Raw genomic sequence first — 14,219 nt, 5'->3', positions numbered from 1 at the left:
CTGTCATTAATGTAAAGAAAAATATTTTACTGTTCTAAGGATACGGTAAATTAGCCCACTGACTATTAATTATGGATAATAAAGCTTTTTAGGGTGATAGCAATTTTTTTGTATCAAGAGAACTAATGCGGTTTAATTCTGTCTATTTCAACAATTAAAGAGCTGTAGTGAACAATCAAACAAGGACAAGCGAACAACTAGATAAAGAGCTGGTGTTGCGTGTGCAGCAGGGCGACAAGTCTGCGTATGATCTTTTGGTGATTAAATATCAGCATAAGATCATTCAGCTGGTGAATCGCTATGTCAAAGATCCAAGCGAAGCTCAAGATGTGGCTCAGGAGGCTTTTATTAAAGCCTATCGCGCATTAGGGAATTTTAGAGGCGACAGCGCTTTCTATACCTGGCTATATCGCATCGCTATTAATACAGCAAAGAATTACCTTGTGTCCCGGTCAAGAAGAAGCTTTGATTATCAGGTCGATATACAGGATGCGGAACAAATTGAAAATGTACCTCAATTACAGGGCATGGAAACGCCGGAAAGACTCTTATTAAATCAGGAAATAGTTGAGGTCATCAAAGCAGCAATTGATAAGTTACCTGAGGAAATGCGCACAGCCATCATGCTGCGGGAATTCGAGGGAATGAGTTATGAAGAAATTGCTGTGGCAATGGATTGCCCCGTTGGTACGGTGCGATCACGCATTTTTAGAGCGCGTGAGGCAATCGATAATAAATTAAACCCCTTGCTCGATTAAACGGTGATTTTCGATGCATGAAGATTTAGATCAAAAAATTTCTCAATTCCTTGATAATGAGCTTAGTGCTGACGAAGCTTTGAATCTATTACAAAAATTACAGCAGCACCCTGAGTTGAAAGACAAGATGAGTCGTTACGCTACAATAAGTCATGCGCTGAAAACTGACCTGTATACACCTTCAAGACCTGACTTTGTCGACCGAATCCGTCAGGAAATCCAACACGAACCCGTCTATATGTTACCGCAACACAAAAAGTTTAAGCGGAGCCATAAAATCAGCGCAATAGCGGCATCTATCGCCGCTATTGCCGTAATAGTGAGCCAAAGCGTGAATTACCGTGCAGGACAATACCCCGCCCAGCCAATCGAGGTGGCTCAGACGGAACTGCCGGAACCGCCAGCGGATTCGGCTGTTTATATGGATCAAGCTGAGCAGTATCCGGTAAATACACGATTTAATGATTATCTTCAGGCACACAACGGCAGTGTTTATACCAATGGCGAGGTGAATTTTCGATCCTTTGCCAGTGTAACTGTTTACAATCAGGAATAATTAAAGTGGTAAAACGTTTTTTTCTTGTGTTGCTTCTATCAACAAGAACAGTTTTCGCGGCAGATCTTGAACTCAATGCTCGGCAGGCATTAACAAAAATGACTCACGCTATGCGGGTCTTGAACTATCAAGGCACTGTGGCGTTTTTAAGAAACGGCAAGCTGGAGACCATGAAATATTTCCACGCGGCCGAAGAAGGTATTGAGCAGGAGCGTCTGTTATCGTTGAATTCCCCCCTTGCGCGAAATTATCAGGGATGCCGATAAAGTCAGCTGTTTATTCAAGTCCACACAACAAGTTGTGGTCGATCATCGGCCTGTAGGGCGTTCATTCCTGGTCGATTTGCCTCAAAACCTGGATGAGCTGAGTGCTATTTATGATTTCGAGATTGTAGGCGAGGAGAATGTGGCTATGTTGCCAGCCTATGTTGTTGCTATTCAACCCAAGGACGATTTCAGGTATGTCAGGAAAATATGGATAGAGCAACAACAATTTCTGCCCCTTAAAGTTGCCGTATATGATCTTTCGGACACCATTCTGGAGCAGGTTGTTTTTACGGATTTACAGGTCAAGGAAACGCTACCTTTTGTCGAAGTCAAATTCGGAGAAGCCTCCGGAGCAGTGAAGCACATCCATCAGTTACAGTCTCAGGCCTCGGATAAGGCGGCTTTTGTTATAAACAGTCTGCCAACGGGCTTCCAGGAAATATTTTTTACTCGCCGACCCATGCATAATTCCAATCAGCCGGTTGACCATCTGTTATTGAGTGACGGTTTTGCCGCGGTTTCGATTTATATGGAAAATAAAAACACAACCATGCAGCAGGGTCTTCAAGCGGTGGGTGCGATTAATTCTTATAGTCGAACCATTGATGATTGGCAACTTACGGTGATGGGCGAAGTGCCTGCAAAAACGGTTAAATTTATTGCCGAGGGTATCAAGCTTCGACCCTCGAATAACTAATATAAATTACGGTTATGCGCCAATTATAAACGGTAATTATTTTTACAAATATCATCGATGCCTTCATCTTCAAACATAGATTGGTATTTTGCGGAAATCAACAAGCCCCATCCATTCGGCGGTTGTTCCGGAAAATGCCTAATAGCTGCATAAAACAGTCATCTATTTCCATACCGGCCCCGAGTACTGCGCAGTTGCAAAATAGCGGCGACAGAGGTGCTATATTAGAGCTTCGGTATTATTCTGATAAAAAGTGTTATTTTTGCAGGCGCTGGCAGTGAGGCAATTTTACCGCCCGCTTCTAAGCCCGAATACAGGTGCGCGACATTAACCTGTTTTTGTTTTCAGTGATGAGGCTGATTTTTATGGATAAAAGGTCTGTAATTAACGATGTATTTTGTAAAAGTTATTGGTTTCTTAATTTATAAGCTATTCATTATCAATAGTTGGAAGTGGAGTTTTTATGCTCAATAAACTTATTTGGTCTTTTTTACTGATTCTGTTCTTTAATCAAAATGCCCTCGCGCAATTGCCGGATTTTACCGGGATGGTAAAAAAGAATGGTGTGGCTGTCGTTAATATCAGTACGACCCAGAAGGCGCCGGAAGTCGATGATCTGTCGCAAGGACCGCAACTGCCCGAAGGTATTTCACCCGAAATGGAGGAATTGTTCAGGCACTTTTTCAATGGTCAGGGGGGCGGTTATATACCCAGGGAGACTAAATCCTTAGGCTCGGGCTTTATTATTTCACAAGACGGTTATGTATTAACCAATCATCACGTCGTAAAGGACGCGGATGAGATTGTGGTTAAACTGTCCGACCGGCGCGAATTGCTGGCTAAGCTGATCGGTTCCGACGCGCGTACCGACGTGGCTGTCTTGAAAGTTGAAGCCACAAATTTGCCGACGGTTGATATCGGGGATCCCAATCAGTTGCAAGTCGGCGAGTGGGTTTTGGCTATCGGTTCGCCTTTTGGATTCGAGCAGTCCGTGACCGCCGGTATAGTCAGCGCCAAGGGCCGCAGTTTGCCGGGGGGGAATTATGTGCCGTTTATACAAACGGATGTTGCGATCAATCCAGGAAATTCAGGCGGACCGCTTTTCAATATGGATGGCAAAGTCGTCGGGATAAATTCCCAGATTTATAGCCGTACCGGGGGCTTTATGGGGCTTTCGTTCGCGATTCCCATGGATATCGTTAGCAATGTTGTCGATCAGATAAAGTCCAGCGGAAAAGTGGCTCGTGGTTGGCTGGGCGTGCAAATTCAGGATGTGACCCGCGAGTTGGCAGAATCATTCGGCATGAAAAGGCCGCAAGGGGCCTTGGTGTCCAAAGTGATTGCCGGCAGTCCTTCAGAAAAAGCCGGTTTACAGATTGGCGATATTATTACCGAGTTTAATGGCCAACGGATTGAAACATCCGGCGAATTGCCGCCTATGGTAGGAATGTCGCCTATCGATGAGAAGGCAACGGTTAAAATTATCCGGCAGGGCGAGACTAAAACGCTGACTGTGACTGTGGGGCTTTTGCCGGAAGAAAGCGAGACGCTGGCTGAAACCAAAATGGAAGAGAAGCCGGACAATCGCCTGGGCATCACTGTCGTTGACCTGACTAATGAGCAAAGAGAGCAATTACAGGTGATTCAAAACGGTGTCCTGGTACGCAATGTCGTAAAAGGCCCGGGCAGGGATGCGGGAATCCAGCGCGGCGATGTGATTTTGCGGATTCAGAATAATATCATCCGCGATGTGGCTGATTTTGATAAAATAGTCAAAAATCTTCCAGCCGGTAAATCAATCGCTGTATTGATTCAGCGTCAAGGTAGTCCGGTCTTTTTGGCACTTAAAATAGAAAAATAACACGTGGATTTAAAGCACATAAGAAACTTCTCCATTATTGCGCACATTGATCATGGCAAGTCGACGCTTGCGGACCGCTTCATTCAGATATGCGGCGGTCTGACCAACCGGGAAATGTCGGCGCAAGTGCTCGATTCAATGGATATTGAGAGAGAGCGGGGAATTACCATTAAGGCGCAGAGCGTTACGCTCGACTATAAGGCCAAGGATGGCGAAACCTATCAGCTTAACTTCATTGATACGCCGGGACATGTTGATTTTTCCTATGAGGTCTCTCGATCGCTGGCAGCCTGCGAAGGCGCGCTGCTAGTGGTCGATGCGGCGCAAGGCGTTGAAGCGCAGAGCGTTGCCAACTGTTACACGGCGATAGAACAGGGACTGGAAGTGCTCCCGGTTCTGAATAAGATAGATTTGCCTTCCGCCGAGCCTGAGCGGGTGATCACGGAAATAGAGGATGTAATCGGCATTCCGGCCGATGATGCACCGAAGATCAGCGCCAAGACGGGTTTGGGCGTGGAGGCGGTGCTTGAGCAGTTGGTGGCCAGGATTCCTGCGCCAGAAGGCAATCCGGACGGGCCGCTGCAGGCTTTGATCATCGATTCCTGGTTTGACAGCTATCTGGGCGTGGTTTCTTTAGTCAGAATTGTCCACGGCAGTATCCATAGAAAGCAGAAGATTACCATCATGTCGACCGGCAAATCCTTCATTGCTGAAAAAGTCGGCGTCTTTACCCCCAAGCGCCTTGAGAAGGAGCGTCTGAACACCGGCGAAGTAGGTTTCGTCGTTGCGGGTATCAAAGATATTTTCGGAGCGCCGGTCGGGGATACAATTACCTGGACCGACAAACCGGCAGTGGAACAATTGACTGGTTTTCAGCGCGTTCAGCCTCGGGTTTTTGCCGGTCTTTATCCGGTCAGTTCCGATCACTACGAAGATCTGCGTGAAGCACTGAAAAAACTGAATCTGAATGATGCGGCGTTGCAGTTTGAACCGGAAACATCGCAAGCGCTGGGTTTTGGTTTTCGTTGCGGCTTTCTCGGCATGCTGCATATGGAGATTGTGCAGGAGCGACTGGAAAGGGAATACGATGTCGATCTGATTACCACGGCGCCTACGGTGGTGTATGAGGTCATTACTCATAATGATCAGGTACTGATGGTTGATAACCCGGCTAATTTGCCCGATATCGGGACTATCAAGGAGATCAGGGAGCCGATTATCCGGGCCAATATTCTGGTGCCGCAGGATTATCTGGGCGCCGTGATCACGCTGTGTATAGAAAAGCGCGGCGTACAGAAAGATATGCAATTTGTCGGCAGGCAGGTGTCGCTGCATTATGAAATGCCGCTGAGCGAAGTCGTACTGGATTTCTTTGATCGTCTAAAGTCGGTCAGCCGCGGATTTGCCTCATTTGATTATGAGTTCCTGCGTTTTCAGCAAGCGTCACTGGTTAAGCTGGACGTATTGATTAACGCGGATAAGGTCGATGCCTTATCGATCATTGTGCATCGCGATCAAAGTCAGAATCGGGGGCGTGATCTGGTTGAAAAGATGAAAGACCTGATTCCGCGGCAAATGTACGAAGTTGCGATACAAGCCGCCATCGGCTCCAAAATCATCGCCAGATCGACTGTTAAGGCCATGCGTAAAAATGTCACGGCCAAGTGCTACGGCGGGGATATTACCCGTAAGAAAAAATTATTGGAAAAACAAAAAGCAGGTAAGAAACGGATGAAACAGGTGGGCAATATTGAGATTCCTCAAGAGGCATTCCTGGCTGTCTTGCAGCTTAATAAAGAATAACTCAGAATTTTTCACCTTTACTACGCAGAACACTATGGACTTCGATTTTTCCTTTTTTCTTTTGGTCGCCACTATCGTCACGGGCGTAATTTGGGGCGGTTATCTTTTGGTACGCAAGCATAAGGCAGATGTTTCCGCTGAAGAAAAAGAACCTTTAATTGTTGAGTATGCGCGTTCTTTTTTTCCTATCGTATTGATCGTTTTGTTGTTGCGATCGTTTCTTGCCGAGCCTTTCCGTATTCCCTCGGGGTCCATGATGCCGACATTGCTGATCGGCGATTTTATTCTGGTGAGTAAATTCACTTACGGCATACGTTTGCCGGTCATCAATAAAAAAGTGATTGAACTGAATGAGCCCCAACGGGGCGATATCGTTGTGTTTCGCTATCCTAAGGAACCATCCGTCGATTATATAAAGCGTGTAGTGGGATTGCCGGGGGACAAGGTTGCTTATTACAATAAAAAATTGTATATCAATGATGTGCCTGTCAACCAGGTGTCGTTAGGACCTTATCAAGGCATAGGTCAGGGGCAGGAGATGACCGGAGCTGAGCATCGGCTGGAAAAATTGGCCGACATCGAACACAGCATTCTGATTAGAAACGGGGCGCCGACGGTCGAAGGTGTTTTTGTTGTACCGGCAGGAAGCTATTTTGTTATGGGCGATAATCGGGATAACAGCAATGATAGCCGTTATTGGGGCGTTGTTCCGGAAGAGAATCTGGTGGGTAAGGCGTTTTTTATCTGGATGAGTTGGGATTGGCAGCATAAAGGCGTAGGTCTTGATCGGATTGGCACTGTGCTGAAATAAACTACACTTATCCTGATAATTGTATTAATCGTCTGGAGGAAATATGAATCTACCGCCTAAACATCAACAAGGGCTTACATTGATCTCAATGGCTTTCATTCTGGGCCTGATCGCTTTTTTTGTTTTATTGGTGCTAAAAATTGCACCGATATACATAGATCACAGCAAAGTGGTTAATGCCCTGGCCGCGATTGAAGCGACTACGGATATCGAAACCAAAAGCGAACACGAAGTCAGAGCCAGCCTGGATAAACGCTTCAACATGAATTATGTCTATGATGTGACCAAGGATGATATAAAGGTCACTAAGCATGGCAATTATCTGAAAGTGGAAATTGAATATGAGACTATTGTGAAAATTTTCGGCAATCTCAGCGTGTTAGCCGAATTCTATGATGTTATTGAGGTTGGTAAGGAGTGATACGGAAGCCTGTCGTATTATGTAGAAAGCTCGGCTTGGTATTTAACAATCCTCAGCTTTTTACCAGGGCTTTAACCCATCGAAGCGCCGGGGCTCAAAATAACGAGCGCCTGGAATTTTTAGGTGATTCAATACTGGGTTTTGTCATTGCCCAAAAGCTATATGAACTGTTCCCTGATGCCAGCGAAGGCGTATTAAGCCGGTTGAGAGCCAGTCTGGTCAATCAGGGGTCGCTGGCGGAGTTGGCCAGAAAGCATCAGATTGGCGACTATTTGCTGCTGGGTTCGGGCGAATTGAAGAGCGGCGGTTTTCGCCGTGATTCCATTTTATCCGATGCCTTGGAAGCCATTATGGGGGCGCTGTTCATCGACCAGGGCATAGAAGCCTGCCAGAATTGGATACTGGAGTTATTTGCGGAAAAACTGGCAAACTTATCATTGCATAACTGGCAGAAAGATCCCAAAACCCAGTTGCAGGAATTGATGCAGTCAAAAAAGATGGAACTGCCCGAATATGTTTTGCTGACGACTTCCGGGCTCGCACACGAGCAAACGTTTAAAGTTAAATGCACAATCCCGTTAATTGCCGAAGCTTGTATCGGCACAGGGATATCCCGAAAAAGAGCAGAGCAGGCGGCAGCTGAAAAAATGCTCGAATTACTGAGTAAAGACAATAAATGAACTGCGGTTACGTAGCGCTGATTGGGCGCCCCAATGTCGGCAAATCCACGTTGATGAATCATTTGCTGAAACAAAAGATCAGCATTACATCGCGCAAACCACAAACTACCCGGCATCGAATTCTGGGTATCAACACGACGGAAGCCGGTCAAGCCATCTACATGGACACGCCGGGCATGCATGACAGCGAAAAGAGAGCGCTGAACCGGTATCTGAACCGTACCGCCGATACCACGCTGCTGGGTGTCGATGTGGTTGTCTGGTTGATCGACGGCCTGTCCTGGCATGAGTATGACGAAGTCATCTTCAAAAAGCTTGAACAGGCCGGTTTGCCGGTTATTCTGGCCGTCAACAAAGTCGACAAGGTCAAGGACAAGGATACGATTCTGGCTTTCTTCGCCGAGGCGCGGCACCGGTTTCCGTTTGAGCAGATGGTTCCCATTTCCGCATTGAAAGGCACAAATCTCGAGCAGCTTGAAAATGCAGTGATGCAGTTGCTGCCGGAAGGCGGGCTGATTTATCCCGAAGATCAAATCACCGATCGCCCCGAGCGTTTTCTGTGCGCGGAAATTGTCAGGGAGAAGCTGACGCGAAGACTGGGTGACGAATTGCCTTATGCGTTAACGGTCGAGATCGAACGTTATGAAGAGCAGCCTGAAATTACCAAAATCTATGCCATCATATGGGTGGAGCGGTCCACTCAAAAAAATATCGTCATCGGCAAGGCGGGAGAAATGCTGAAGAAAGTCGGCACCGATGCCCGGCACGATATCGAGAAGCTGATTGGCCAGAAAGTTTATTTACAGCTTTGGGTCAAGGTTAAAAAAGGCTGGTCGGATAATGAGCGCGCGCTGCAAAACTTAGGGTTTAATGACTGAAACAGCGGTTTATCTGCAGCCTGCTTTTATTCTGCAACACCGCAAATACCGGGAAACCAGCCTGATCATTGATGTACTGACCCGGGATTTCGGCAGGCTTTCCCTGGTGGCAAAAGGCGTAAAAAAATCGAAGTCCAAAACAGCCGGGGTGCTGCAGCCGTTTATCCCGTTACTCATTTCCTATCTCGGTAAGGCGGAATTGAAAACGCTGACGGATGTCGAAATCGCTCAGCCTTTGATGCAGTTGAGGGGGCTTGCTTTCTATTGCGGTTTTTATGTTAACGAGTTGATCAGTCGCTTTTTGCATAAGTACGATCCGCATCCTGAAGTCTTTGCGGATTACCATGAATGCCTGTCCCGCTTATCGATCGGTTCGGACATAGAAGCGGCGCTACGGATATTTGAACTCAATCTTATGGATCATATCGGTTACGGACTGCAGTTGGAATATGATGTCAACGGAGCCTCAATCAACCCGTCAAAGCATTACGCATTCAATGTGCGGCACGGCTTTGTAGAGGCCGCGGATGGATACTTTTCCGGTAAAGTGCTGCTGGCGATAAAATCCAGGGCATTCACCGACCCTCTCGTGTTGAGTGAAGCGAAAATGCTGATGAGAACAGTCATTGATACACATCTGCAAGGTAAGCCGCTTAAAAGCCGAACGGTTATCAATAAAATATCAAGCACGTTAAAAAATGAATAAAAACTTAATTTTGTTAGGCGTCAATATCGATCATGTCGCTACTTTAAGACAGGCGCGAGGCACGATTTACCCGGAACCGGTCCAGGCCGCATTGGTAGCCGAACAGGCCGGGGCCGACAGTATTACCGCGCACTTGCGCGAGGATCGCCGCCACATTCAGGACAGGGATATCTTTCTATTGAAGGATATGATTCATACCCGGCTGAACATGGAAATGGCGGTGACCGACGAGATGATCGGTATCGCGACGCAAGTCAGGCCGGCTGCCTGCTGTCTGGTACCTGAAAAGCGCGAGGAATTAACTACCGAAGGCGGCCTGGATGTGGTCGGCAATCTGCAGCGCATGCAATGGGCTTGTGAACAGTTGGCAGGGGCCGGCGTTGAAGTGTCGCTTTTTATTGATCCTGATGAAGCTCAGATCGATGCGGCGGTAAAAGCCGGGGCGCCGGTTGTGGAATTGCATACCGGGCGCTATGCCGAGGCTAAAGATGCCGCGCAGCAGGCCGAGGAATTGGCCCGCATCAGGCAGGTTGCTCGTTATGCCCATAGCGCGGGTTTACAGGTTAATGCCGGACATGGTCTGCATTTTTATAATGTAGAAGCCATCTGTGCCATCCCTGAGCTGGTCGAGCTTAATATCGGGCATTCGATTATCGCCCAGGCAGTATTCTCGGGTTTGGCTCAAACGGTTAAGGATTTGAAGCGTGTTATGCGAAATGCCAGGCAGGCGAGTTCTTATGGTGAAAAGTAAGTGAATCTGGGTTTCTATCAATTCACATCGGCAGGTTACCGAGTAATCAGGATATAGGACCGCGCCGTGGGCTAAGTATCTTTAGAATGTCCTGGATTGCGGCGGTGCTATCTTTATTAAGGGTTTGGCGATTATACATAGGATGTGCCAACGCCAGGAGGCGCATCGTGCGCGAGCGATGTGGCTCGCTCTGCGTCGCCTGCTTTTTGATCGGCACATCCTATGCAAGAATCTAATTTCAGGAAGTCATTTTTAGCCACATCCTGAACAGCCGGCGATTGCGTCCTGGCGATACGCCGGCTGTGCGTATTAAAACTGGCTTAACTCGCCTTAGTGCGAGGCATAGCCGTGTTTTTGCATGCGATAGAGCAATGTATCCCTGGAAATGCCCAGCAGTTTGGCTGATTTGCTGCGGTTGCCTTTAGTTCGGCTGAGTGCCTGATGAATCAAGTCGGCTTCCAAGGCATCCAGATGCAGGCCAATTTCAGGCAGCGTAAAGGGGGTGGCTTTGGTGTTGCGATTGTAGGCGCTGAATTCGTGCGGCAGGTTTTCCGGCTCGATGGTTTTGCCGGCTAATAAAATGCTGAGCCTCTCGCACAAGTTGCGCAATTCACGAATATTGCCGGGCCACTGGTAAGCTTTCAGGGTTTTTAGCGCCTGCTTGCTGAATTTGGGGGGAGCTATTGAATGCATGTCCGCGAAATAAGCTAGGAAATGCTTGATGAGCTGGTCAATGTCCTCGGTACGTTGCGCCAGCGGCGGCAGTTCCAGGGGGACGACATTGAGGCGGAAGTACAAATCCTGCCTGAACTCTCCGGCATCAATTTGTTTGTTCAGGTCGGCGTTGGTCGCGGCAATAACACGGACATCAACTTTGTAGGGTTTAATGTCGCCTACGGCCAGACACTCTCCGGATTCCAGAAAACGCAAAAGTTTTGCCTGGATGGAGACAGGCAATGAGTTAATTTCATCTAGAAACAAGGTTCCACCATCAGCAGCCTGAAACAAACCTTGTTTATTGGCGGTGGCGCCCGTAAACGAGCCTTTTTTATGGCCGAATAGTTCCGACTCGATCAGGCTTTCGGGTAATGCGGCACAATTCAGGGTAATAAAGGGTTTGCTGGCGCGAGGACTGGATTTTTGGATCGCGGTGGCCAGTACTTCCTTACCTGTACCGGTCTCACCTTTAATCAATACTGTTACATCGGTGGCAGCAACCATTTTGGCGCTACGGATTAAAGAATCTAATGCAGGAGATTGCCCAATGATCGAGTTAAAATGACCCATAGTTGCCTCTTAGTGATTTCTTAGATGTATTGTTAGTGCATAGGGGTTAAGCCATGGCATCGCGGCAATGAAAGCCAGTGCAATCATCAGCAGGCCGACAATCTGCTTGAAGTATTGCATTCTGGATAACCTTGCCAATATCCCGGTCATTATACCGACTCCCATGACGGCAGGTAAAGTTCCTAATCCGAAAAATAGCATTGTAAGGGAACTTTTAGCGATATCGCCTGTCGTTGCCGCCAGTGCCAGTCCGGAATAAACCAGGCCACAAGGCAGCCAGCCCCAGACCATGCCGAAAAGATAAGCCTGGGTGCGGTTTTTTACTGGGATGAGCTTGCGGCCAAACGGTTCTATTTTTTTCCAGATATGGGTTCCGGCTTTTTCAATATAGGCGAAACGCGGAAACCAACCCGCGATATAAAGCCCCGCACCGGTCATAATGGCGGCGGATAATAATTGCAGTAGCCGATGGCCTTGACCATGGCTGAGCGGCATGGTGAGTATTAACTGAATAATGCCCGCTAAAGCGCCGGCTATTGCGTAACTGGTAATTCGCCCGACGTTGTAATTAAGCACAAACGGAAAAAGGCGTGTCTTTTTGCTGCGGATCTCGGGGCTTAGGCTAAGTGTTAGAGTGCCGATGATTGAGCCGCACATGCCTATGCAATGCATGCTGCTGAACAGGCCCATGGTAAAAGCGACTAAATAAGAGGCATTGAAAGCAAGATCAAATTCCATAACTGATCAAATTTAACACAGAGAAGGATAGATACAAATAAACAGCGTTCAAAAATCGTTTTTCATAAATCGGTTAATTTAACTACGCAACAACGGATCGATTTGAATCTGGTTCGATTGACGGGCGGTTCTGCCGTGTTTTTTGGGTCTCATTGAGTTGATATACATTTTTCAAGCATAAATTATTAATATTATTGAAATTGGGATTGAATCTGTTGTTGAATTTTCTCGGCCATGGCCTTGCGATCCTCGGCATCGCGTATCGGGCGGCCGACAACGATGTAATCGGCTCCGTTCCGGAACGCGTCTTCGACACTGACGACCCGTTTCTGGTCGTCCTCTGCCCGGTTATCAACCGGCCGGATACCCGGCGTTATGATCAGCAAGCGATGGCCCAGTTCTGTTCTGAGCATGGGCGCTTCCAGGCCTGAGGATACGATGCCATCGCAGCCGATCTGCAGTGCCCGCTTGGCGCGCGACAAGACCAGATCCCTGACATCGCATTTAAAGCCCAGATCATCCAGGTCGCCGCGATCGAGGCTGGTCAAGGCGGTGACCGCCAATACCTTGAGGTCGCCTTTTTCCTCGGCGGCCGCTTCCATGATCGCATCATTGCCATGAATGGTCGCCAGATCCACGCCCTTGCTGCTCAGGGCTCGGATGGCGCGGCCGACAGTGGCCGGCACATCGAAGAACTTCAGATCCACGAACACTTTCTTATTGCGCTGTTTCAGCCATTCGATAAAACCGAAATAATCACCGGACATGAACAGTTCCATGCCGACCTTGTAAAAGATCACCGAATCACCGAGCTCTTCCACGATCGCCTGCGCTTCGGGAATGCTGGGTACGTCAAGCGCCATGATCAGGCGTTCGCGGACGGGGATGGGTTTGGTTGAGAGGAATGTGCTCATAGGTTCAGGACTCGTAAAAGGCGCAAGGTAGTGTAAAGGGCGACGGATAGGTCGGCCGGCCAGTTAGTCGGGGTATATTACCGGAACTTGTTTAGGCGGGGAATGTTAAAATTGGCAAAAAACATAATAATTGACGGACTATGAACTCAACACTGATACAAATGACCTTGCTGATCGCATGCGGGGCAGGATGGCGCATTATAAAGCCTGCCGGGCTGTCGGCGGAGCAGGTCAGGCTGCCGTTGACCACGGTTGTCTATTACTTATTGCTGCCGGCCATGGTTGTGGAAGTGTTGTGGTCGGCCGATATCGGCACGCATTCGTTGCAATATACGCTGCTCGGGACAGGCTGCATTGCTTTTGCCATGATCTGCATCTGGCTGGTCGGACGCCTGCTTAAATTCGAGGACAAGCGGTTGGGGGCGATGATATTGGCGGCTGCTTTTCCCAATGTAACTTATCTGGGCTTACCGGTGCTGGAGCAGACATTCGGCAGTTGGGCGCGGTCGGTCGCGATACAGGTCGATCTGTTCGCAACGGCGCCGCTGCTGTTTACCGTGGGGATCATGATCGTGCGCCATTATGGAGAAGATCATTCGGAAGGCCGAAGGCCGGTCTTGTCTTTCTTGAACGCGCCGCCGTTTTGGGCGGCCGCCGTCGCCGTCGGCTTGAATCTTAACGGCATGGTTGCACCGGTCTGGCTGGCCGGCGTGCTGCAAAAGCTGTCCGCCGCGGTCGTGCCGCTGATGCTGTTTTCATTGGGTCTGGCATTGAGCTGGAAAGCCGTGACGGTGCGTAATTTTCCTTACGTAGTGCCGGTGGTCCTGATAAAAATGCTGTTGATGCCGCTGTTTGCGGTTGTACTGCTCGGGTATTTGAATATGGAAGAGCATCACAAAGCGCCTGCGGTTCTGGAAATGGCCATGCCGAGCATGGTGCTGGGCATCGTGTTCTGCGACCGCTATCAGCTGGACAGCTCATTGTACGCCATGGCCGTCACGGTGACCACGGCCCTGAGCCTGGTAACGCTGCCATTCTGGCATGGCCTGCTGATGGCGGGCTAAGAGGCAGGCGCGTGAAAACAAATGCAGC

16 protein-coding genes are annotated in these 14,219 nt (G+C 48.5%); 13 read left to right on the top strand and 3 right to left on the bottom strand.

Annotation, left to right across the window (positions count from 1 at the left end; genetic code table 11):
• Window positions 1–167 precede the first annotated feature (167 nt).
• The 12 genes from rpoE to pdxJ all read left to right on the top strand — a co-directional run bounded on the left by rpoE (window position 168) and on the right by pdxJ (window position 10,188).
• Window positions 168–758 carry an RNA polymerase sigma factor RpoE gene (rpoE, locus tag METMA_RS0105130; protein ID WP_020157998.1) on the top strand — a complete coding sequence of 197 codons (591 nt, stop codon included), beginning with the start codon at window positions 168–170 and terminating at the stop codon, window positions 756–758.
• A gap of 13 nt (window positions 759–771) precedes the next feature.
• Window positions 772–1,314 (top strand): sigma-E factor negative regulatory protein, encoded by a 543-nt coding sequence (locus METMA_RS0105125; RefSeq protein WP_020157997.1) that lies wholly within the window; start codon window positions 772–774, stop codon window positions 1,312–1,314.
• 5 nt (window positions 1,315–1,319) lie between these two features.
• On the top strand, window positions 1,320–1,580 hold the full coding sequence (locus tag METMA_RS27740) for a sigma-E factor regulatory protein RseB domain-containing protein (protein ID WP_084254086.1): 261 nt from the start codon (window positions 1,320–1,322) through the stop codon (window positions 1,578–1,580).
• Window positions 1,552–2,277 (top strand): MucB/RseB C-terminal domain-containing protein, encoded by a 726-nt coding sequence (locus tag METMA_RS23990; RefSeq protein WP_020157996.1) that lies wholly within the window; start codon window positions 1,552–1,554, stop codon window positions 2,275–2,277. Before METMA_RS27740 ends, METMA_RS23990 begins: the two co-directional genes overlap by 29 nt.
• 463 nt (window positions 2,278–2,740) lie before the next feature.
• Window positions 2,741–4,138: a DegQ family serine endoprotease gene (locus METMA_RS0105115; protein ID WP_020157995.1), complete on the top strand. Its 1,398-nt coding sequence runs from the start codon at window positions 2,741–2,743 to the stop codon at window positions 4,136–4,138.
• Window positions 4,139–4,141: 3 nt separating this feature from the next.
• Window positions 4,142–5,941 (top strand): translation elongation factor 4, encoded by a 1,800-nt coding sequence (gene lepA / locus METMA_RS0105110; RefSeq protein ID WP_020157994.1) that lies wholly within the window; start codon window positions 4,142–4,144, stop codon window positions 5,939–5,941.
• A 34-nt stretch (window positions 5,942–5,975) separates the two neighbouring features.
• Window positions 5,976–6,752, top strand: a complete 777-nt coding sequence (gene lepB / locus METMA_RS0105105) for a signal peptidase I (protein WP_020157993.1) — start codon at window positions 5,976–5,978, stop codon at window positions 6,750–6,752.
• Between the two features lie 43 nt (window positions 6,753–6,795).
• Window positions 6,796–7,173, top strand: a complete 378-nt coding sequence (locus METMA_RS0105100; protein WP_027147056.1) for a DUF4845 domain-containing protein — start codon at window positions 6,796–6,798, stop codon at window positions 7,171–7,173.
• The gene (rnc, locus tag METMA_RS0105095) at window positions 7,170–7,853 is read left to right on the top strand and encodes a ribonuclease III (RefSeq protein WP_027147055.1); all 684 of its coding nucleotides are present in this window, start codon (window positions 7,170–7,172) and stop codon (window positions 7,851–7,853) included. The genes METMA_RS0105100 and rnc overlap by 4 nt, the downstream gene beginning before the upstream one ends.
• Window positions 7,850–8,731, top strand: a complete 882-nt coding sequence (gene era, locus METMA_RS0105090) for a GTPase Era (protein ID WP_020157990.1) — start codon at window positions 7,850–7,852, stop codon at window positions 8,729–8,731. Before rnc ends, era begins: the two co-directional genes overlap by 4 nt.
• The gene (recO, locus tag METMA_RS0105085; protein ID WP_020157989.1) at window positions 8,724–9,437 is read left to right on the top strand and encodes a DNA repair protein RecO; all 714 of its coding nucleotides are present in this window, start codon (window positions 8,724–8,726) and stop codon (window positions 9,435–9,437) included. The genes era and recO overlap by 8 nt, the downstream gene beginning before the upstream one ends.
• Window positions 9,430–10,188, top strand: a complete 759-nt coding sequence (gene pdxJ / locus METMA_RS0105080; protein ID WP_020157988.1) for a pyridoxine 5'-phosphate synthase — start codon at window positions 9,430–9,432, stop codon at window positions 10,186–10,188. Before recO ends, pdxJ begins: the two co-directional genes overlap by 8 nt.
• A 330-nt stretch (window positions 10,189–10,518) precedes the next feature.
• Here the strand turns inward: pdxJ and METMA_RS0105075 are convergent, their stop codons facing one another.
• The 3 genes from METMA_RS0105075 to pyrF form a co-directional block, all read right to left on the bottom strand.
• A complete protein-coding gene (locus METMA_RS0105075; protein ID WP_027147054.1) occupies window positions 10,519–11,475 on the bottom strand; it encodes a sigma-54 interaction domain-containing protein in 957 nt (318 codons plus the stop codon).
• A gap of 9 nt (window positions 11,476–11,484) precedes the next feature.
• Window positions 11,485–12,213, bottom strand: coding sequence for a sulfite exporter TauE/SafE family protein (locus tag METMA_RS0105070; RefSeq protein ID WP_020157986.1), 729 nt, complete (start codon window positions 12,211–12,213; stop codon window positions 11,485–11,487).
• Between the two features lie 191 nt (window positions 12,214–12,404).
• Window positions 12,405–13,127, bottom strand: coding sequence for an orotidine-5'-phosphate decarboxylase (gene pyrF / locus METMA_RS0105065; RefSeq protein ID WP_020157985.1), 723 nt, complete (start codon window positions 13,125–13,127; stop codon window positions 12,405–12,407).
• Window positions 13,128–13,267: 140 nt separating this feature from the next.
• Between pyrF and METMA_RS0105060 the strand changes: the two genes are divergently transcribed.
• The gene (locus METMA_RS0105060; RefSeq protein WP_040590381.1) at window positions 13,268–14,191 is read left to right on the top strand and encodes an AEC family transporter; all 924 of its coding nucleotides are present in this window, start codon (window positions 13,268–13,270) and stop codon (window positions 14,189–14,191) included.
• Window positions 14,192–14,219: the final 28 nt, after the last annotated feature.

Source organism: Methylobacter marinus A45 (assembly GCF_000383855.1).
Lineage (GTDB): Bacteria > Pseudomonadota > Gammaproteobacteria > Methylococcales > Methylomonadaceae > Methylobacter > Methylobacter marinus.
The sequence above is the reverse complement of the archived record's forward strand: the minus strand, read 5'-3'. Positions and strand labels throughout refer to the sequence as shown.